Origin of the sequence: Citrobacter cronae (assembly GCF_016893685.1) — a bacterium.
Taxonomy (GTDB): domain Bacteria; phylum Pseudomonadota; class Gammaproteobacteria; order Enterobacterales; family Enterobacteriaceae; genus Citrobacter; species Citrobacter werkmanii.
Map to the genome: position 1 here is coordinate 2,596,817 of NZ_CP069763.1, position 20,904 is coordinate 2,617,720.

A 20,904-nucleotide genomic window follows, 5' to 3' on the forward strand; every position below is an offset into this window, starting at 1 on the left:
TGGTCGTTTTGCCTGCTGCTATTCTGCTGCTCACAGCCGTGATATTCTTGCCGCTTGACTATTTCCGGTCACTTTTCCGGTTCAGAAACGTTCATTCTCATGACTATGTTGCAGCTCTATAAACGTTCACAGCATCTTATTGCTATTACCTTTCTTTTCTTCATTCTATTGCTTTCTTGCCAGTCGTCAGCATTTGCACGGGCGCAACAGAGTGGGGATCTGCCGACGAAAGCGGATATTCAGAGCCAACTGGACGCGCTGAATAAACAAAAAGATCTCTCCGCGCAGGATAAGCTGGTTCAGCAGGATCTGACCGATACCATCGCCACGCTGGATAAAATCGATCGCGTGAAAGATGAGACCGTACAGCTTCGGCAGAAAGTTGCCGAGGCGCCGGAGAAAATGCGTCAGGCGACAGATGCGCTAAATTCGCTCAGTGATGTTGATAATGACGATGAAACGCGAAAAACGCTGAGTACGCTCTCCTTACGTCAACTGGAGTCGCGCGTGGCGCAGGTATTGGATGACCTGCAAAGCGCGCAAAATGATTTGGCCGCTTATAACAGCCAACTGGTATCGCTGCAGACTCAGCCAGAGCGCGTGCAAAATGCGATGTACACCGCGTCGCAGCAAATGCAGCAAATCCGCAATCGGCTTGATGGTAATAATGTGGGGGAGGCGGCGTTGCGCCCCAGCCAGCAGGTGCTACTGCAGGCGCAGCAGGCGCTACTGAACGCGCAGATCGACCAACAGCGTAAAAGCCTTGAAGGCAATACGATTTTGCAGGACACCTTGCAAAAACAACGCGATTACGTGACGGCAAACAGCAATCGTCTTGAGCATCAGCTCCAGCTCCTGCAAGAGGCTGTAAACAGCAAACGGCTGACGTTAACCGAAAAGACGGCGCAGGAAGCGGTATCGCCTGACGAAGCTGAACGTATTCAGTCTAATCCGTTAGTGAAGCAGGAACTGGACGTCAACCATCAGCTTAGCCAGCGTCTGATCGCCGCGACCGAAAACGGCAATAACCTGATGCAGCAAAATATTAAGGTTAAAAACTGGCTCGATCGCGCGCTGCAATCCGAACGCAATATTAAAGAACAGATCGCCGTCCTGAAAGGCAGTCTGTTGTTGTCACGTATTCTGTACCAGCAGCAACAAACGCTGCCGTCGGCAGATGAGCTTGCTGATATGACCAACCGGATTGCCGATTTGCGTCTGGAACAATTTGAGGTCAACCAGCAGCGTGACGCCCTGTTCCAGAATGATGCGTTTGTCGCCAAACTGGAAGAAGGGCACAGCAACGAAGTCAACGGTGAAGTCCATGATGCCCTGCTGCAGGTCGTGGATATGCGCCGGGAGCTGTTGGATCAGCTGAATAAGCAACTGGGCAACCAGTTGATGATGGCGATTAACTTGCAAATCAACCAGCAGCAGTTGATGAGCGTGTCGAAAAACCTGAAAGGGATCCTCACCCAGCAAATTTTTTGGGTTAACAGTAACCGTCCAATGGACTGGGACTGGATCAAAGCCTTCCCGCAAACGCTTAAAGACCAGTTTAAGTCGATGAAAATCACCGTGAACTGGGAAAAAGCCTGGCCGGCGGTATTTATTGCCTTCCTGGCAGGGTTGCCGCTGCTGCTCATTGCCGGGTTAATCCGCTGGCGTTTGAAATGGCTGAAAGAATATCAGGCGAAATTAGCCGCCGCGGTAGGCAACCTGCGTAATGACAGTCAGCTCAATACGCCAAAAGCGATACTGATCGATCTCATCAGAGCGCTGCCAGCGTGTCTGATTATCCTCGCCGTGGGGCTGATTCTGCTTACCATGCAGCTGAATATCAGCGACCTGCTGTGGGCGTTCAGTAAGAAGATGACTGTCTTCTGGCTGGTATTTGGTCTGTGCTGGAAGGTGCTGGAAAAAGATGGTGTGGCGATACGCCATTTTGGCATGCCTGCAAAGCAAACCAGCCACTGGCGTCGCCAGATTGTGCGTATTAGCCTGGCGTTGTTACCGCTTAACTTCTGGTCAGTTGTTGCTGAACTGTCGCCGCTCAATCTGATGGATGATGTGCTTGGTCAGTCCGTTATTTTCCTCAACCTGTTGCTGATCGCCTTCCTGGTATGGCCAATGTGCCGTGAAAGCTGGCGTGACAAAGAGTCGCATGGTCTGCGTCTGGTCACCATTACCGTGTTGTCTATTATCCCGATTGCATTGATGGTGCTGACGGCGACAGGGTATTTCTACACCACGCTGCGCTTGTCGGGCCGCTGGATTGAAACGGTTTATCTGGTTATTGTCTGGAACCTGTTGTATCAGACGGTGCTCCGCGGGTTGAGCGTGGCGGCGCGGCGTATCGCCTGGCGTCGTGCGTTAGCGCGTCGTCAGAACCTGGTGAAAGAAGGGGCAGAAGGCGCAGAACCGCAAGAAGAACCGACCATTGCGCTGGAGCAGGTTAACCAGCAAACCTTACGTATCACCATGCTGGTGATGGTTGCCTTGTTTGGTGTTCTGTTCTGGGCAATTTGGTCCGATCTGATCACCGTGTTCAGTTACCTCGACAGCATTACGCTCTGGCATTATAACGCTACAGAAGCGGGGGCCGCAGTGGTGAAAAGCGTCACCATGGGCAGCCTGCTGTTTGCGATTATTGCGTCAATGGTCGCATGGGCGCTGATCCGCAACTTACCCGGACTATTGGAAGTGCTGGTGCTCTCGCGACTGAAGATGCGCCAGGGAGCGTCGTATGCGATCACCACCATTCTTAACTATGCGATCATCGCCATCGGTGCGATGACGGTCTTCGGTTCGCTCGGCGTCTCGTGGGATAAACTACAGTGGCTGGCCGCAGCCTTGTCGGTTGGTCTTGGTTTTGGTTTACAGGAGATTTTCGGTAACTTTGTTTCCGGTCTGATTATTCTGTTTGAGCGCCCGGTACGCATCGGCGATACCGTGACTATCGGAACATTCTCGGGAACGGTCAGCAAGATCCGTATTCGTGCCACCACTATTACCGACTTTGATCGCAAAGAGGTGATCATCCCGAACAAAGCCTTTGTGACGGAGCGTTTGATCAACTGGTCGCTTTCCGATACCACTACGCGTCTGGTGATCCGCATTGGCGTGGCCTACGGTTCGGATCTGGAGAAAGTGAAGAAAGTGCTGTTGCAGGCGGCGATGGAACACCCGAAAGTGATGCACGATCCGGAACCAGCGGTGTTCTTTACCGCCTTCGGCGCCAGCACCTTGGATCATGAGCTGCGTTTATACGTGCGTGAACTGCGCGATCGTAGCCATACGGTTGACGAACTTAACCGTGCGGTCGATCGTTTGTGTCGTGAAAATGACATTGATATCGCCTTTAACCAGCTCGAAGTGCACCTGCATAATGCGAAAGGGGACACCGTGACCGAAGTTAAGCGTGACATCATCAAAGGTGATGATCCGACGCCTTCGGTAGGTTAAGTTGCAATCAGGGTGGCCAGTTTGCCGCCCTGATTGTATTTAGTGAGTCAGCGCTGTCAGTTCTTCCTGCGTCAGGCCCGTAAGGTGTGTAATCAGATCCGGTTCCAGGCCGCGGGCGAGCATTTTTTGTGCGATATCACGGGCTTCTGCCTGCCGACCTTTTTCCAGCCCTTTTTCCAGCCCTTGCTGCATGCCTTCCGCTCTACCTTTTTCTTCTAACCATTCAGCAATTGTCATCAGCTGTTCCTTGTACTGTGGCGCACTCTGCGCCAGTTGGCGGACAAGTACGCCGGGTTCCGTGGTATTTCCTGCTTTCAGCATGTAATTAATCAAAACGTCGAGCTGATATTCTGTCAGGCGATCCTGCGTTAAGAGCGTAATGAGTTGATCCAATAACTCGCTCAGATCGCGTTGCCGAATATGTTTTTGCAGGAGTTCCAGCATCGCTACCCGTTGATGCTGCATGATCTGATTATCTGGCATAATGGTCAGGTCTACCAGCGCAAATTCATTGCCATAAAGCGCTTTCGCAAGCTGTGGCTCGCTAAACAACTGATGCCAGTTGAGAGTATAGGGCCACGGGCTTTCTGTACCATGATAAAACAGTACAGGTACCACCAGAGGTAAGGTTTTATGCCCGGCGTTAAGGTGATGCTGCATAGCAGCAACAGCGTAGCGCATCAGGCGAAAGGCCATTAATTTTTCGGGTTTACTCTGATGCTCAATCAGCGCATAAACGTAGCCGGGTCCATGTGTTGTTTGCAGGGAATAGAGGATATCTGAATAGCAGGTGCGTAAATCGTCCTCAATAAAGCTGCCTGATTCCAGCGTTAATGTTTCCATATCGCATATATTGAGAAACGCTCGAGGCAGATGGATCTGCAAAAAATCTCGGGCGACCTCTTTTTGCGTCAGCATTTGCCGAAAGACCGCATCGTGCGGCGTGGTGGGGAGCCGTTCCATGATCTGTCCGTTATCGTCGTGATGTTGCGACGACTCTGACACCGAAGCCAATGGCAGACCAGAGGGCAATCAATCAGTTTGCGAGGCGCCTTCCGCACTTTTAAGCTTATTTTCATAATCGCGCATAACGATCTCCAGCGCGCGTAGCACTGTGCGTGCTGGAAGCTGATTTTCTTCAAGTAAAACTATCAAATCGACGGCCAGTTTGACCTCGTCCGGGGCGTTCTCTAATGACATAAATTCTCCGGGTATTAACGGGTTAAACGCGCCAGCACGGCTTCTATTCTTGCCAGCGCATGGCGACAGCGCGTCAGTCGCGCTTCGAATGCTTCTACTTCACGATGCAATTTCTGTTGTTCTTCAAAACCCGTAGCCTGGGACAGGCGCTCCTTGCGTTCACGCGTCATTTCAACCAGCCGGCGTTCAAATTCCTGGTGTTGAACCCGCTTGCGCTGCCAACGCGCCAGGCCGGGAGAGGCGCAGTCCCACTCTCTGAGCGACCAACTGGCTGTTTCGCGTGAAATCGCCTCTAACTGTGAAGCAAGGTGTTCCGCAAGCCAGCTAATTTGGGGGAGTTGTTGCTGATCCACCGCGCGGCGTAGGGCCGTGAGATTATCTTCTGCTTCATCCAGACACGCCTGCAGCAACGTGCTGCGAGTGTGAAACAGATGCCTGTCAAAGCGGGCGCTAAGCGTTGTATGATGCGCCAACGGGGCACAACGCTGGCGCAGGCGGTTAAGCTGGTTTTCGAGCGTCTGTAGCAGCATGACGGTTTTCACGACAACACTCCGATGAAAATGAGAACTGTTATGCTAAAGTAGCGATTCTCTGTGTTAAGTACTCATATTATGCAACGCATTATTCTAATCATCATTGGCTGGCTAGCGGTAGTATTAGGAACGCTGGGCGTGGTATTGCCGCTATTGCCCACGACGCCATTTATCCTGTTGGCTGCCTGGTGTTTTGCCCGCTCATCGCCGCGTTTTCACGATTGGCTGCTGTATCGTTCGTGGTTCGGCGGGTATCTGCGCCATTGGCAAAAACACCGCGCGATGCCGCCGGGCGCAAAGCCGCGCGCTATTTTGCTGATATTGATTACGTTTGGTATTTCACTGTGGCTGGTCAATATGATGTGGGTACGCGGCCTGCTGCTGGTTATTCTCGCCTGTTTACTGATTTTTATGTGGCGGATCCCGGTGATTGATGAAAAACAACAAAAGCAGTAAAGCGCAATAATCGCTGTTGCAATTGTCGCTCACAGCCAGTAAATTCGACCGTTTTCGAGCACAGGCGCAGGTGGTCAAAGGTTAAGCAAATGTAACCCTGGCCCTTAATATAGACACAAAATCATTCAAGACACGTCGAGGATGAAGTGTATAGTGCGCCGTGAAGTAATACCGAATTAATCAGGCACAAACTTATGACCGCGACTGCACAGCAGCTTGAGTTTCTCAAAAATAGCATCAAAAGCATCCACGACTACCCGAAACCGGGCATTCTTTTTCGCGATGTCACCAGCTTACTGGAAGACCCGAAAGCCTACGCCCTCAGCATTGAATTGCTGGTTGAACGCTACAAAAATGCGGGTATCACTAAAGTGGTTGGCACCGAAGCGCGTGGCTTCCTGTTTGGCGCGCCGGTAGCATTGGGTCTGGGCGTCGGCTTTGTTCCGGTACGTAAACCCCGCAAGCTTCCGCGTGAAGTGATTGCCGAGAGCTATGAGCTGGAATACGGCACAGATCAGCTGGAAATCCACGTTGATGCCATCAAACCGGGCGATAAGGTACTGGTTGTGGACGACCTGCTGGCAACTGGCGGCACGATTGAAGCCACCGTGAAACTGATCCGCCGTCTGGGTGGCGAAGTGACCGATGCTGCTTTTATCATTAACCTGTTTGACCTGGGCGGCGAACAACGCCTGGAAAAACAGGGGCTGACCTGTTATAGCCTGGTTCCGTTCCCGGGCCACTAAGTCGGCTATCTCATCTCGGCTGAAGAGATACCGAGACACACAACCTCGCCGTCGCTGCGAGGTTGTGTTAGCATTATCCTCCTGTGAATCCACCCTCCAGCCTTTCAGAGCCTGCCAATGAGTTATCAGGTCTTAGCCCGAAAATGGCGCCCACAAACCTTTGCTGACGTCGTCGGCCAGGAACATGTGCTGACGGCACTGGCGAACGGCTTGTCGTTAGGGCGTATTCATCATGCTTATCTGTTTTCCGGCACCCGTGGCGTCGGGAAAACCTCTATCGCCCGTTTGCTGGCGAAGGGACTAAACTGTGAAACCGGTATTACCGCCACGCCGTGCGGCGTGTGCGATAACTGCCGTGAAATCGAGCAGGGGCGTTTTGTCGATCTGATTGAAATCGACGCCGCCTCACGCACCAAAGTCGAAGACACCCGCGACCTGCTGGATAACGTCCAGTACGCGCCTGCGCGCGGTCGCTTTAAGGTCTATTTGATCGACGAAGTGCACATGTTATCGCGCCACAGCTTTAACGCCTTGCTGAAAACGCTCGAAGAGCCGCCTGCACACGTTAAATTCCTGCTGGCGACCACCGATCCGCAGAAGTTACCGGTGACTATCCTGTCGCGCTGTCTGCAATTCCATCTTAAAGCGTTGGATGTTGAACAGATTCGCCATCAGCTTGAGCATATCCTCAAACAAGAGCATATCGCCCATGAGCCACGCGCGTTGCAACTGCTGGCTCGCGCCGCGGACGGCAGCCTGCGCGATGCGCTGAGTCTTACCGATCAAGCGATCGCCAGCGGCGATGGTCAGGTGTCGACCGACGCGGTGAGCACCATGCTCGGCACATTGGACGATGACCAGGCGCTCTCGCTTGTTGAAGCGGTTGTCGCGGCTGACGGCGAACGCGTTATGACGTTGGTGAACGACGCCGCCGCGCGGGGTATTGAATGGGAAGCGCTGCTGGTTGAGATGTCGGCTTTGCTGCATCGCATTGCTATGGTACAGCTTTCGCCCGCCGCGCTCGGCAGCGATATGGCCGCCATTGAACAGCGTATGCGCGAACTGGCGCGAATCGTTCCGCCAACTGACATACAGCTTTACTACCAAACCCTGTTAATCGGGCGCAAAGAACTGCCGTATGCGCCGGACAGGCGAATGGGCGTCGAAATGACGCTACTGCGTGCGCTGGCTTTTCATCCGCGCATGCCACTGCCGGAGCCTGAAGTCCCGCGCCAGTCGTTTGCCCCCGTCGCGCCGACTGCGGTGATGACCCCGACGCAAGTACCTCAGCAGCCTGCGCCAGCGCAACAGCAACAGAATGTGCCGCTCTCCGAGGCCACCAGCCAGGTGCTGGCGGCGCGCAGCCAACTGCAACGCGCTCAGGGAGCAACCAAACCAAAAAAGAGTGAACCGGCAGCCGCTTCCCGCGCGCGGCCGGTGAATAATGCTGCGCTGGAAAGACTGGCCTCGGTGTCGGAGCGTGTTCAGGCGCGTCCGGCCGTCTCTGCGCTGGAAAAAGCGCCGGCGAAGAAGGAAGCGTATCGCTGGAAAACGACCAATCCCGTAGCCGAAGTTAAAGAAGCCATTGCCACGCCGAAAGCGTTGAAAAAAGCGCTTGAGCATGAAAAAACGCCGGAACTGGCGGCAAAGCTGGCGGCAGAAGCCATTGAGCGCGACCCCTGGGCTGCTCAGGTGAGCCAGCTTTCGCTGCCAAAACTGGTGGAGCAGGTGGCGCTTAATGCCTGGAAAGAAGAGAATGGCAACGTGGTTTGCCTGCACCTGCGTTCCTCGCAACGGCATCTTAATTCCAGCGGCGCGCAGCAAAAACTGGCCGAAGCATTGAGTACCTTAACGGGGTCAACGGTTGAATTGACCATCGTTGAAGATGATAATCCTGCGGTGCGCACGCCGCTGGAGTGGCGTCAGGCCATTTATGAAGAGAAACTCGCGCAGGCGCGAGAGTCGATTATTGCGGATAATAACATTCAGACGCTGCGTCGTTTTTTCGATGCAGACCTGGACGAAGAGAGTATTCGCCCCATTTGATCGTCAGCCTGATGGTTGGACGGTCGTCATCCCTTAACGTGATTGAGAGAGAAGCCTATGTTTGGTAAAGGCGGTCTGGGTAACCTGATGAAACAGGCCCAGCAGATGCAGGAAAAAATGCAGCAGATGCAGGAAGAAGTCGCCAAGCTGGAAGTGACCGGCGAATCTGGCGCGGGTCTGGTAAAAGTGACCATCAACGGCGCGCACAACTGCCGTCGCGTGGAGATCGATCCAAGCCTGCTGGAAGACGACAAAGAGATGCTGGAAGACCTGGTCGCTGCGGCATTCAACGACGCGGCGCGTCGCATTGAAGAGACGCAGAAAGAGAAGATGGCTTCTGTTTCTTCCGGAATGCAGCTGCCGCCTGGCTTTAAGATGCCGTTCTGATGCAAACCAGCCCGCTGTTAACTCAGCTTATGGAAGCACTGCGCTGTCTGCCGGGCGTTGGCCCGAAGTCTGCGCAGCGCATGGCGTTCACGCTACTTCAGCGCGATCGCAGCGGCGGGATGCGTCTGGCGCAGGCGTTAACGAAGGCGATGTCGGAAATCGGCCACTGTGCCGATTGCCGCACCTTCACAGAGCAGGATGTCTGTAATATCTGTTCGAACCCGCGTCGCCAGGAAAACGGTCAGATCTGTGTGGTGGAGAGTCCGGCGGACATCTATGCCATTGAGCAAACCGGCCAATTTTCTGGACGTTACTTCGTGCTGATGGGGCACCTGTCACCGCTGGACGGTATTGGCCCTGATGATATCGGGCTGGATCGCCTTGAACAGCGACTGGCGTCTGAGCAAATCAACGAACTGATCCTCGCGACCAATCCCACGGTCGAAGGAGAGGCGACCGCCAACTATATTGCTGAGCTTTGCATGCAGTATGGCGTTGAAGCCAGCCGTATCGCCCATGGCGTACCGGTCGGCGGCGAGCTGGAAATGGTCGACGGCACCACGCTGTCGCACTCTCTGGCCGGGCGTCACAAGATTAAATTCTGAACAAACGGAGGCCGCGACGGCGGCTTCCGCTTGAAATCCTTCGCGCTTGTCCCCATTTCACCCTCAACGTGTTTTTACCATTGAAAATGGCATTGTTGAGGTAGATCTACATGAAAGGACAAGAAACTCGTGGTTTTCAGTCAGAAGTAAAACAGCTTCTGCATCTGATGATCCATTCTCTGTATTCCAATAAAGAAATCTTCCTGCGTGAGCTCATCTCTAACGCCTCGGATGCGGCAGACAAGCTGCGTTTCCGCGCACTGTCTAACCCGGACCTGTACGAGGGGGACGGTGAACTGCGTGTGCGTGTTTCCTTCGATAAAGATAAGCGTACGTTGACCATTGCTGATAACGGCGTGGGGATGAACCGTGATGACGTCATCGATCATCTGGGGACCATTGCGAAATCCGGCACCAAATCTTTCCTCGAATCCATGGGCTCCGATCAGGCGAAAGACAGCCAGTTGATCGGTCAGTTCGGGGTTGGCTTCTACTCGGCGTTTATCGTGGCCGATAAAGTGACCGTACGTACCCGCGCGGCGGGCGACAAACCTGAGAACGGCGTGTTCTGGGAATCTGCGGGCGAAGGTGAATACACCGTTGCCGACATCACCAAAGACGATCGCGGCACCGAAATCACTTTGCATCTGCGCGAAGGCGAAGACGAGTTCCTTGATGACTGGCGCGTACGTTCCATCATCAGCAAATATTCCGACCATATCGCGCTGCCGGTAGAGATCGAAAAATCCGAAGAGAAAGACGGCGAGACCGTGGTTTCCTGGGAAAAGATCAACAAGGCGCAGGCGCTGTGGACGCGTAACAAGTCGGAAATCAAAGATGACGAGTACAACGAATTCTACAAGCATATTGCCCACGACTTCACTGACCCGCTGACCTGGAGCCACAACCGTGTGGAAGGTAAGCAGGAGTACACCAGCCTGCTGTACATTCCGTCGCAGGCGCCGTGGGATATGTGGAACCGCGATCACAAGCATGGTCTGAAACTGTACGTTCAGCGTGTGTTCATCATGGACGACGCCGAGCAGTTTATGCCGAACTACCTGCGCTTTGTGCGCGGCCTGATAGATTCCAACGATCTACCGCTGAACGTTTCCCGTGAGATCCTGCAGGACAGCACCGTCACCCGTAACCTGCGCAGCGCGCTGACCAAACGCGTGTTGCAGATGCTGGAAAAACTGGCGAAAGATGATGCCGAAAAATACCAGACCTTCTGGAAACAGTTCGGCCTGGTGCTGAAAGAAGGTCCGGCGGAAGACCACGCTAATCAGGAAACTATCGCTAAGCTGATGCGCTTCGCGTCTACGCACACAGACTCCTCCGCACAGACCGTGTCGCTGGAAGACTATATCTCCCGCATGAAAGAAGGGCAGGAGAAAATCTACTACATCACTGCAGACAGCTATGCGGCGGCGAAGAGCAGCCCGCACCTGGAACTGCTGCGTAAGAAAGGCATTGAAGTGCTGCTGCTTTCTGACCGCATCGATGAGTGGATGATGAACTACCTGACCGAGTTCGACGGCAAGCCGTTCCAGTCCGTTGCGAAAGCCGACGAGTCCATCGATAAGCTGGCGGATGAAGTGGACGAGAGCGCGAAAGAAGCGGAAAAAGCGCTGACGCCGTTCGTTGAACGCGTGAAAACGCTGCTGGGCGATCGCGTCAAAGAAGTGCGTCTGACCCACCGTCTGACCGACACGCCGGCCATCGTCACCACCGATGCGGATGAAATGAGCACCCAGATGGCGAAACTGTTCGCTGCTGCGGGTCAGGCCGTACCGGACGTGAAATATATCTTTGAACTTAACCCGGACCACGTGCTGGTAAAACGCACGGCGGATACCCAGGACGAAACGCAGTTTAAAGAGTGGATTGAACTGCTGCTGGATCAGGCTCTGTTCGCCGAACGCGGCACGCTGGAAGATCCGAACCAGTTCATCCGCCGTATGAACCAGTTGCTGGTATCCTGATAGCCATCATCTAATGCCGGATGGCGCTAACGCGTATCCGGCCTACCATATCTTTTACTCGTAGGCCGGATAAGGTGTGTACACCGCCATCCGGTAATTTCACTCCTTATTTTCAATTTTCCCTCCATTAACCGTTTCAGCGTCGGGCGTCTTCCTTGAGCCAATTGCGTGATGGTGGTATCGTTTAGCGCTTTTTAAAAAATATCGACAACCTTTAAGGGGATTTTCGTAATGCGTATCATTCTGCTTGGCGCTCCGGGCGCGGGTAAAGGAACTCAGGCTCAGTTCATCATGGAGAAGTATGGTATTCCGCAAATCTCCACCGGTGATATGCTGCGTGCCGCCGTGAAATCTGGCTCCGAGCTGGGCAAACAAGCGAAAGACATCATGGACGCCGGTAAGCTGGTGACTGATGAGCTGGTGATTGCGCTGGTAAAAGAGCGTATTGCTCAGGAAGACTGCCGTAATGGTTTCCTGCTCGATGGCTTCCCGCGTACTATTCCGCAGGCTGACGCCATGAAAGAAGCAGGTATCAACGTGGACTACGTTCTGGAGTTCGACGTACCTGACGAGCTGATCGTTGACCGTATCGTGGGGCGTCGCGTACATGCTGCTTCTGGCCGCGTTTACCACATCAAATTCAACCCGCCTAAGGTTGAAGGTAAAGACGACGTAACCGGCGAAGAGCTGACCACCCGTAAAGACGATCAGGAAGAGACCGTACGTAAGCGCCTGGTGGAATACCATCAGATGACCGCGCCGCTGATCGGCTACTACTCTAAAGAAGCGCAGGCGGGTAACACCAAATACGCGAAAGTTGATGGCACTCAGGCTGTTGCTGACGTGCGCGCAGCGCTGGAAAAAATCCTCGGTTAAGTTTTAGCGCAGTCAATGCCGGATGGCGGTGTAAACACCTTATCCGGCCTATGATTTTTTTGTAGGCCAGATAAGCGCAGCGCCATCAGGCAAATTCACGTCTTACCTCTCGCAGCAATTAGTTCTTCTTCATCACTTTTCCGCTACAATTATCAACAATTTGAATCGATAAGAGGCGGTAATGCGTCAGACGAAAACCGGTATCCTGCTGGCAAACCTCGGCACCCCCGATGCCCCCACTCCTGAAGCTGTTAAACGCTACCTGCGCCAGTTTTTAAGCGATCAACGTGTAGTTGATACTTCCCGCCTGCTGTGGTGGCCGTTGCTGCGTGGGGTGATCCTGCCGCTGCGTGCGCCACGCGTGGCAAAGCTATACCAGTCAATCTGGATGGAAGAGGGTTCGCCGCTGATGGTCTACAGCAAGGCACAACAACAGGCGCTGGCACAACGCCTGCCCAATACGCCTGTTGCGTTGGGCATGAGCTACGGCTCGCCTTCGCTTGAAAGCGCAGTCGACGAACTGCTGGCAAGTGGCGTTGAACACATTGTCGTGTTACCCCTGTATCCGCAATATTCCTGTTCGACGGTGGCGGCGGTGTGGGATGAACTCGCGCGCATCCTGGCGCGTAAACGCGGTATTCCCGGCATCTCCTTTATTCGTGATTACGCCGATGACAGCGCTTATATTGACGCGCTGGCAAAAAGTGCCCGTGACTCCTTCGCCAAACACGGCGAACCCGATTTACTGCTGCTCTCCTACCATGGGATTCCACAACGTTACGCCGACGAAGGCGATGACTACCCGCAGCGCTGTCGCGATACGACCCGTGAGCTGGTCTCTGCGCTTGGCCTGCCGCCGGAAAAAGTGATGATGACCTTCCAGTCGCGTTTTGGTCGCGAACCGTGGCTAACGCCGTATACCGACGAAACGTTAAAAATGCTGGCGGAGAAAGGGATTCGACATATCCAGGTTATGTGTCCGGGCTTTGCGGCAGATTGCCTTGAAACGCTGGAAGAGATCGCGGTGCAAAACCGGGAGATTTTCCTCGAGGCTGGCGGCCAGCAGTATGAGTATATTCCGGCGCTGAACGCCACACCGGAACATATCGAAATGATGGTTAAACTGACCGCAGCCTATCGTTAAAGTTGTGCTTTGAAGTAACGCGCGCCCTCCCGCAAGGCATCGTCGGCGGTTTTCATCATCCGCGAGTAGTGCAGGAAGGCGTGCAGCGTGCCGGGGTACATTTTGTACTGGCAGGGCTGCTGATGTGCCTGTAGCGTCTGAAATAATAAGCGGCTGTCGTCAATCAACGGATCGAACTCCGCGCCGGCGATAAAACACGGTGGCACGTCGCGCGTCAGGTCGTTATTGAATAAGCAATAATACGGTGACTCGCGATCGTCGGCGCTACGCAGGTACGCGTTTTCGTACATCTGCAGATCCTCCCGCGATAAACCATCCCACGCTCCGCCCATCAGCCGTCGGCTGGGCGAATCCTGCAGGCCGTAAAGTCCATACCACAGCAATATGCCAGCGACTTTGCCGCAGGCAATCTGTTTGTCCCGCAGCCACAACGCGCTGGCAAGCGCCAGCATCGCGCCAGCGGAATCACCGGCAAAACCAATATGATCCACATTCAAAGAATAGTCGCCCGCGTGTTGGTGATAATACTGACAGACGGCGACAATCTCCTCGATGGCTTGTGGGAAACGAGCCTCCGGCGAGAGAGAATAGTCGATGCCAATTACCGTGCACTGTGTGTAAAGCGCCAGTAAGCGCATAATGCGATCGTGAGTATCCAGATTACCAAGAATGAAACCGCCGCCGTGCAGATAATACAGCGTGGCCTGGCTATGGGGTTGCGGAGAATAAATTCGCGTGGCAACGGGGCCGCGCGCGGTAGAAATGACGCATTCTCGGGTATTCATCTGCGGGGCATCGGCATTCCACAATTGCCGTTCGTGGATATAGTGTTGGCGCTGGGCCATGATGTCATCGGCGGCGGGCCAGGGCGGCAGATCGTCGCGATGAAAATTCACCACGGTTTTCATTTCGTCTGAAATTCTGTCGAGTACGAGGATCTTATTTTCCGGCTTCATAAACGCTCCTTGTGAAGGTGATTTATTGTAGAAATTACCCCCGTATAAACTGCGATCCCACCGTCCGATATTGAAACTCAGCGCCGCATCGCATGCGTACAGGGGAATGTGCTACCATGCACCGCTCAGCTAATCACCCGTAAAATCGACCATGAAATTTCCCGGTAAACGTAAATCCAAACACTATTTTCCTGTCAGCGCGCGCGATCCGTTGCTGCAACAGATTCAGCCTGAAAATGAAACCAGCGCAGCCTGGGTGGTGGGTATCGACCAGACGCTGGTAGATATTGAAGCCAAAGTTAATGATGACTTTGTAAAGCGTTATGGATTAAGCGCCGGGCACTCTCTGGTGATTACAGACGATGTCGCCGAAGCGCTCTACCAGGAACTGGTACGTGACAATTTGATCACTCATCAGTTTGCCGGTGGAACTATCGGTAACACGATGCACAACTACTCCGTGCTGGCAGATGACCGCTCGGTGCTGCTGGGCGTGATGTGCAGCAATATCGAGATTGGTAGCTACGCGTACCGTTATTTATGTAATACCTCCAGCCGTACCGATCTGAACTATCTGCAGGGCGTTAATGGACCGATTGGTCGCTGCTTTACGCTGATTGGTGAATCCGGTGAGCGCACGTTCGCTATCAGCCCCGGACATATGAATAAGCTGCGGGCGGATAGCATCCCTGAGGCGGTTATTGCCGGGGCCTCCGCGCTGGTGCTGACCTCCTATCTGGTGCGTTGCGAACCGGGCGAGCCGATGCCGGAAGCGACCATGAAGGCGATTGAATATGCCAAAAAACACAATGTGCCGGTGGTTCTGACGCTGGGTACCAAATTTGTTATTGCCGATAACCCACAGTGGTGGCAGGCATTCCTGAAAGAGCATGTCTCCATTCTGGCGATGAATGAAGAAGAGGCCGAAGCACTGACCGGCGAGAACGATCCGCTGCTGGCGTCCGACAAAGCGCTGGATTGGGTGGATCTGGTGCTGTGCACTGCGGGTCCGGCAGGTCTGTATATGGCGGGCTTTACGGAAGAAGAAGCCAAACGTAAAACCCAGCATCCGCTGCTGCCAGGGGCTATTGCCGAATTCAACCAGTATGAATTCAGCCGCGCCATGCGCCATAAAGACTGTACTAATCCGCTGCGCGTGTATTCGCACATCGCACCGTATATGGGCGGGCCTGAAAAGATCATGAACACCAACGGCGCTGGCGACGGCGCGCTGGCGGCATTGCTGCATGATATTACCGCCAACAGCTACCACCGCAGCAACGTGCCTAACTCCAGCAAGCACAAGTTCACCTGGCTGACCTATTCGTCGTTAGCCCAGGTATGTAAATATGCTAATCGCGTGAGTTATCAGGTGCTGAATCAACATTCACCACGCCTGACGCGCGGTTTGCCAGAACGTGAAGACAGTCTCGAAGAGTCGTACTGGGACCGCTGAGTTCTGGCCCGATGGCGCTGCGCTTATCGGGCTTACTCTGGTGTGGGAATACGTAGGCCGGATGGTGTAGCGCCATCCGGCACGTAATATTAACTGGCAGTAGCAACGTCGCCGGCAGGTGGCGTTTCAATCAGCTCCAGCATAGTGCGGGCGATTTCACGCTCGCCCATGACGACCTGATTGGCCCCGCGGTCGGTAATATATTCCACTTCATCGTCATAATGCGCGCGGGCGATAATCTCAATCGACGGGCACTTTTCGCGAGCGGAAGCGACGATTTCACCGGCTTCATAGCCGTTTGGAATTGTCAGCAGCAGCCAGCGCGCGCAATCCAGATGCGCCAGATTCATTATCTCTTCGTTGGCGGCATTTCCCAGCACCGCGCGGATCCCGCGCTCACGCAGTTCATCCACCCGCGTACGTGAGGTTTCGATAACCACCAGCGGAATCCCGGCAGCCATCAATTTTTCGCCCAGCAGACTCCCGACGCGGCCAAAGCCTACCAGCAGGGCGTGATTGCAGATATCCACCGGAATTTGTTTCTCTTCTTCGATGGCTTCTTCCAGCGTCTGCTCTTCCAGCGTTTCGGTTTTCGCGAGATATTTTTCTAACACCGCGAACAGTACCGGATTGAGCATAATCGACAGAATAGCTCCCGCCAGCACCAGGTTTTGCCCTGCCTGCGGTAACAGGTTTAGCGCCATTCCCAGACCCGCCAGGATGAAGGCAAATTCACCAATCTGCGCCAGGCTGGTGGCAATGGTGAGCGCTGTACGTTGGGAGTGGCCAAACAGGCGCACGAGGAAATAAGCGGCAACGGATTTACCAAAGACGATAATCGCCAGCGTACCCAGTACCGCCAGCGGTTGCTGGATCAAGATTAACGGATCAAACAGCATACCAACGGATACAAAGAACAATACGGCGAACGCATCGCGCAACGGCAGGGTGTCATGTGCCGCACGGTGGCTCAGTTCGGATTCGTTCAGCACCATGCCAGCGAAGAACGCGCCCAGAGCAAAGGAGACATCGAACAATTCCACTGCGCCAAACGCGATACCTAATGCCAGGGCAAGGACTGACAGAGTAAACAGCTCTCGTGAACCGGTGGCGGCGCTACGCGCCATGATCCACGGTACCAGGCGACGGCCAACCAGCATCATAATGGCGATAAACGCCACCACTTTACCAATGGTAATGCCCATATCGACGGCCAGCGATGCAAAGCCGACATCTTCTTTTTCCAGCATTCCGGCGACGGCGGGCAGAAGAACCAGCGTCAGCACCATCATCAGATCTTCAACAATCAGCCAGCCTATAGCAATTTGCCCGCGCTGGCTGTCAATAAGCTGCCGTTCCTCAAGCGCACGCAGTAGCACTACGGTACTGGCGGTTGAAAGACACAGTCCAAAGACGATACCCACCATTAGCGACCAGCCCATCACCGCTGAAAGCGCCATACCCAGTAGCGTCGCCACAGCTATCTGGGCAATCGCGCCGGGAATGGCGATGGACTTTACCGCCATCAAATCCTTCAAGGAAAAGTGTAGCCCCACGCCGAACATCAGCAGAATTACGCCAAGCTCCGCCAGTTCAGGCGCGAGTTTGGTATCAGCAACAAAACCAGGTGTAAATGGACCGGCCAGAACGCCCGCTAACAGATATCCCACCAGAGGAGAAATACGTAGTTTATTGGCAATCATGCCTAATATAAAAGCGAGCACAAGGCCGCCGACAATGGTGGTGATAAGCGGGGTGGCGTGATGCATTCCGTCTCCTTTGGTTGCTGTGTTGATCCTGAAAACCTAAATTCCGAGTAATAGTTTATGACAATTTTAATGTTTATGTTTATGAATAATTATTGAATTTTGATGAAAACGGGATTTTAGACGTAAAAAAGCACGGATCGGAAAACTACAGGGGTATGCGGGGAGTAAAGGCTGATGGTCTCTGTAAGTGAAGACGGCCAAAGTTTACTTTTGGCCGTCAGAAAATCAGGCTTTATGTCGGTTATCAGGTAAGAATATGGTCAGTATCCCCAGAAGTGGCAGGAAAGCACATATTTTATAGACCAAATCAATACTGGTATGGTCAGCAATCAGCCCTAAAACCGCTGCTCCCAAGCCGCCCATGCCAAAGGCAAACCCGAAAAATAGCCCAGAAACCATGCCGATACGACCCGGAAGCAGCTCCTGCGCGTAGACCAGAATGGCAGAAAAGGCAGATGCGAGGATAAAACCAATGATCACGGTTAAAATCCCGGTCCATTCCAGCGTTGCATAGGGTAAAACGAGGGTAAATGGCGCTACGCCGAGGATAGAGCCCCAAATAACATATTTTCTGCCAATCTTATCACCTAACGGTCCACCAATTACGGTCCCGGCTGCAACGGCAAACAGGAAGGCAAACAGATGAAACTGGGCGTTTTGTACCGATAATCCGAATTTTTGCATCAGATAAAAGGTGTAATAGCTGCTGATGCTCGCCATATAGAAGTATTTGGAGAAAATCAGCACCAGCAGAATGCTAACCGCCAGTACCACTTTATTACGCGGTAATGGATTAACAACAGTGACTTTCGGTTTTCCTTTGCTCATCCGATGCTGCGCGGCATACCAACGGCTGATTTGCGCCAGAACCACAATCGCTAATAACGCGGCCAACACAAACCAGGCTACATTACCTTTACCATATGGCGCGATGATGACAGCCGCCAGCAAGGGCCCGAGAGAGCTACCGAAGTTGCCGCCAACCTGGAAAATTGACTGGGCGAGGCCATGACGACCGCCGGAAGCCATTCGCGCCACGCGGGATGACTCCGGGTGAAACACCGATGATCCCGTACCGACCAGCGCCGCGGCGAGTAATACCATATGGAAACTGCCTGCCATGGCCAGCAATACGAGCCCGCTTAGCGTGAAGCACATACCAATAGGCAGCGACCACGGCATTGGATATTTGTCCGTCCAGTAGCCGACAACCGGCTGAAGCAGCGAGGAGGCGAGCTGGAAGGTTAGCGTAATCATCCCGATCTGCATAAACGTCAGCGAGAACTCTGACTGCAAGAGCGGGTAAATCGCCAGGATCAGCGACTGGATCATATCGTTTAGCAGATGAGAGAGACTGATCGCCCCTAAAATGCCAAATGAGGTGCGTGCTTTAGCAACCGACGCTGACGCGCCAGCCACTGGCGGGGTTGGTTCACTTATTGCCATAGAAAGTCACTTCTGTTTGGGTTGCGATTATGAGGGTAATCTATTTTGTTATTATTACCTGCCTAACATACCTGCGGAAGGTGTTTGAAGGAAGTCTCATTTCTGAAAACATTTTCGACTATTATTTCATATCATTGTAATTTCAGTCGTTGATTTTGGCTCAGGGAGAGAAATATGAAGTTTTTAAAGCGGGGCGTGGCGCTGGCGTTATTCGCCGCATTTGCGCTGGCAGGTCAGCCTGCGCAGGCGTACGAAAAAGATAAAACCTACAAAATTACCATTCTGCATACCAACGATCATCACGGCCACTTCTGGCGCAGTGAATATGGGGAATACGGGCTGGCGGCGCAAAAAACGCTGGTGGATGGTATTCGTAAAGAGGTGGCGGAAGAAGGGGGAAGCCTGCTGCTGCTTTCCGGCGGCGATATTAACACCGGCGTACCGGAATCCGATCTTCAGGATGCGGAACCTGATTTTCGCGGCATGAACCTGATTGGCTATGACGCGATGGCGGTTGGCAATCACGAATTTGATAACCCGCTAACCGTGCTGCGCCAGCAGGAAAAATGGTCCAAATTCCCGTTTCTCTCGGCCAATATCTATCAGAAAAGCACCGGCGAGCGGTTGTTTAAGCCGTGGGCCATCTTTAAGCGTCAGGATTTAAAAATTGCCGTACTCGGTTTAACCACTGACGATACGGCGAAAATTGGTAACCCGGAGTTTTTCACCGATATCGAATTCCGTAAACCTGCCGATGAAGCCAAACTGGTCATCCAGGAACTCAATATGGGTGAAAAGCCAGACATCATTATTGCGACCACCCATATGGGTCATTATGACAACGGCAATCACGGCTCGAACGCCCCTGGCGACGTAGAGATGGCGCGTAGCCTGCCGGCGGGTTCGCTGGCAATGATTGTGGGTGGTCACTCACAGGATCCGGTGTGTATGGCCTCGGAAAACAAGAAGCAGGTTGATTACGTACCGGGCACGCCGTGCGCGCCAGATAAGCAAAATGGCATCTGGATTGTCCAAGCGCATGAGTGGGGGAAATACGTGGGCCGGGCGGATTTTGAGTTTCGTAACGGCGAAATGAAAATGGTGAACTACCAGCTCATCCCCGTCAACCTGAAGAAAAAAGTGACCTGGGATAACGGTAAAAGTGAGCGCGTACTCTACACCCCGGAAATTGCTGAGAATCAGCAAATGCTCTCGCTGCTGACGCCATTCCAGAATAAAGGTAAAGCGCAACTGGACGTGAAGATTGGTAGCGTCAATGCGCGCCTCGAAGGTGATCGTAGCAAAGTTCGTTTCGTACAGACCAATATGGGGCACCTGCTGTTGGCTGCGCAAATGGCGCGGACCAGCGCTGACTTTGGCGTGATGAGCGGTGGCGGTATTCGTGATTCCATTGAAGGCGGCGATATTACCTATAAGAGCGTGCTGAAGGTGCAGCCGTTCGGCAATATTGTGGTGTATGCCGACATGAGCGGGAAAGAGGTGATTGACTACCTGACCGCCGTGGCGCAAATGAAGCCGGACTCCGGGGCTTATCCGCAGTTTGCCAACGTCAGCTTTGTGGCGAAAGACGGTAAACTTAACGATCTGAAAATCAAAGGCGAACCGGTTGACCTGGCTAAAACTTATCGCATGGCAACGCTGAGCTTCAACGCCACCGGCGGCGATGGCTATCCGCGAATTGATAACAAGCCAGGCTATGTGAATACCGGGTTTATCGATGCGGAAGTGCTGAAAGAGTACGTGCAGAAAAACTCACCGCTGGATGCCAGTACGTATGAGCCGAAGGGCGAGGTGAGCTGGCAGTAACAGGGCG

General features: G+C 53.5%; 17 protein-coding genes and 1 other annotated feature. Of the genes, 11 read left to right on the plus strand and 6 right to left on the minus strand.

Features of this window, described 5'->3' with window-relative positions:
- Positions 1 to 99 precede the first annotated feature (99 nt).
- Positions 100 to 3,465 (plus strand): mechanosensitive channel MscK, encoded by a 3,366-nt coding sequence (mscK, locus tag JSN25_RS10990; protein WP_069323970.1) that lies wholly within the window; start codon positions 100 to 102, stop codon positions 3,463 to 3,465.
- Positions 3,466 to 3,504: 39 nt separating this feature from the next.
- Here the strand turns inward: mscK and JSN25_RS10995 are convergent, their stop codons facing one another.
- From JSN25_RS10995 to priC, 3 genes are all read right to left on the minus strand, one after another.
- Positions 3,505 to 4,428, minus strand: a complete 924-nt coding sequence (locus tag JSN25_RS10995; RefSeq protein WP_204524933.1) for an Rpn family recombination-promoting nuclease/putative transposase — start codon at positions 4,426 to 4,428, stop codon at positions 3,505 to 3,507.
- Between the two features lie 69 nt (positions 4,429 to 4,497).
- Positions 4,498 to 4,665 (minus strand): pleiotropic regulatory protein RsmS, encoded by a 168-nt coding sequence (gene rsmS / locus JSN25_RS11000; RefSeq protein ID WP_006685679.1) that lies wholly within the window; start codon positions 4,663 to 4,665, stop codon positions 4,498 to 4,500.
- A gap of 14 nt (positions 4,666 to 4,679) precedes the next feature.
- On the minus strand, positions 4,680 to 5,207 hold the full coding sequence (gene priC, locus JSN25_RS11005; RefSeq protein ID WP_087857063.1) for a primosomal replication protein N'': 528 nt from the start codon (positions 5,205 to 5,207) through the stop codon (positions 4,680 to 4,682).
- Between the two features lie 69 nt (positions 5,208 to 5,276).
- On the opposite strand from priC, the gene JSN25_RS11010 reads away from it, so the two are divergent.
- The 8 genes from JSN25_RS11010 (at position 5,277) to hemH (ending at position 13,443) form a co-directional block, all read left to right on the plus strand.
- Positions 5,277 to 5,654, plus strand: coding sequence for a DUF454 family protein (locus JSN25_RS11010; RefSeq protein ID WP_038638360.1), 378 nt, complete (start codon positions 5,277 to 5,279; stop codon positions 5,652 to 5,654).
- 194 nt (positions 5,655 to 5,848) lie between these two features.
- Complete coding sequence (gene apt / locus JSN25_RS11015) at positions 5,849 to 6,400, plus strand: adenine phosphoribosyltransferase (protein ID WP_006685676.1); 552 nt, start codon at positions 5,849 to 5,851, stop codon at positions 6,398 to 6,400.
- A 117-nt stretch (positions 6,401 to 6,517) separates the two neighbouring features.
- Entirely contained in the window at positions 6,518 to 8,446 is a 1,929-nt protein-coding gene (gene dnaX / locus JSN25_RS11020; protein ID WP_085047621.1) for a DNA polymerase III subunit gamma/tau, read from the plus strand.
- Positions 7,779 to 7,843: a sequence feature (DnaX frameshifting element), on the plus strand. It overlaps the preceding gene by 65 nt.
- Positions 8,447 to 8,503: 57 nt before the next feature.
- A complete protein-coding gene (locus JSN25_RS11025) occupies positions 8,504 to 8,833 on the plus strand; it encodes a YbaB/EbfC family nucleoid-associated protein (RefSeq protein ID WP_003021764.1) in 330 nt (109 codons plus the stop codon).
- Complete coding sequence (recR, locus tag JSN25_RS11030) at positions 8,833 to 9,438, plus strand: recombination mediator RecR (protein WP_003021767.1); 606 nt, start codon at positions 8,833 to 8,835, stop codon at positions 9,436 to 9,438. Before JSN25_RS11025 ends, recR begins: the two co-directional genes overlap by 1 nt.
- Before the next feature lie 110 nt (positions 9,439 to 9,548).
- Positions 9,549 to 11,423 (plus strand): molecular chaperone HtpG, encoded by a 1,875-nt coding sequence (htpG, locus tag JSN25_RS11035; RefSeq protein ID WP_085047620.1) that lies wholly within the window; start codon positions 9,549 to 9,551, stop codon positions 11,421 to 11,423.
- Between the two features lie 231 nt (positions 11,424 to 11,654).
- On the plus strand, positions 11,655 to 12,299 hold the full coding sequence (adk, locus tag JSN25_RS11040) for an adenylate kinase (RefSeq protein ID WP_003021773.1): 645 nt from the start codon (positions 11,655 to 11,657) through the stop codon (positions 12,297 to 12,299).
- Between the two features lie 181 nt (positions 12,300 to 12,480).
- The gene (hemH, locus tag JSN25_RS11045; protein WP_137346929.1) at positions 12,481 to 13,443 is read left to right on the plus strand and encodes a ferrochelatase; all 963 of its coding nucleotides are present in this window, start codon (positions 12,481 to 12,483) and stop codon (positions 13,441 to 13,443) included.
- Here the strand turns inward: hemH and aes are convergent.
- Positions 13,440 to 14,399, minus strand: a complete 960-nt coding sequence (gene aes / locus JSN25_RS11050) for an acetyl esterase (protein WP_204524934.1) — start codon at positions 14,397 to 14,399, stop codon at positions 13,440 to 13,442. The genes hemH and aes overlap by 4 nt on opposite strands.
- Positions 14,400 to 14,550: 151 nt before the next feature.
- Here aes and gsk point away from each other — a divergent pair, with 151 nt between their 5' ends.
- On the plus strand, positions 14,551 to 15,855 hold the full coding sequence (gene gsk, locus JSN25_RS11055) for an inosine/guanosine kinase (RefSeq protein ID WP_038638375.1): 1,305 nt from the start codon (positions 14,551 to 14,553) through the stop codon (positions 15,853 to 15,855).
- Positions 15,856 to 15,944: 89 nt separating this feature from the next.
- Here the strand turns inward: gsk and ybaL are convergent, their stop codons facing one another.
- Together ybaL and JSN25_RS11065 are read right to left on the minus strand one after the other, a co-directional pair.
- Entirely contained in the window at positions 15,945 to 17,624 is a 1,680-nt protein-coding gene (gene ybaL / locus JSN25_RS11060; protein ID WP_042310032.1) for a YbaL family putative K(+) efflux transporter, read from the minus strand.
- A 225-nt stretch (positions 17,625 to 17,849) separates the two neighbouring features.
- On the minus strand, positions 17,850 to 19,070 hold the full coding sequence (locus JSN25_RS11065; protein ID WP_038638381.1) for an MFS transporter: 1,221 nt from the start codon (positions 19,068 to 19,070) through the stop codon (positions 17,850 to 17,852).
- 174 nt (positions 19,071 to 19,244) lie between these two features.
- Between JSN25_RS11065 and ushA the strand changes: the two genes are divergently transcribed.
- Positions 19,245 to 20,897, plus strand: coding sequence for a bifunctional UDP-sugar hydrolase/5'-nucleotidase UshA (gene ushA / locus JSN25_RS11070; protein ID WP_121528694.1), 1,653 nt, complete (start codon positions 19,245 to 19,247; stop codon positions 20,895 to 20,897).
- The last annotated feature ends 7 nt before the right edge of the window (positions 20,898 to 20,904 follow it).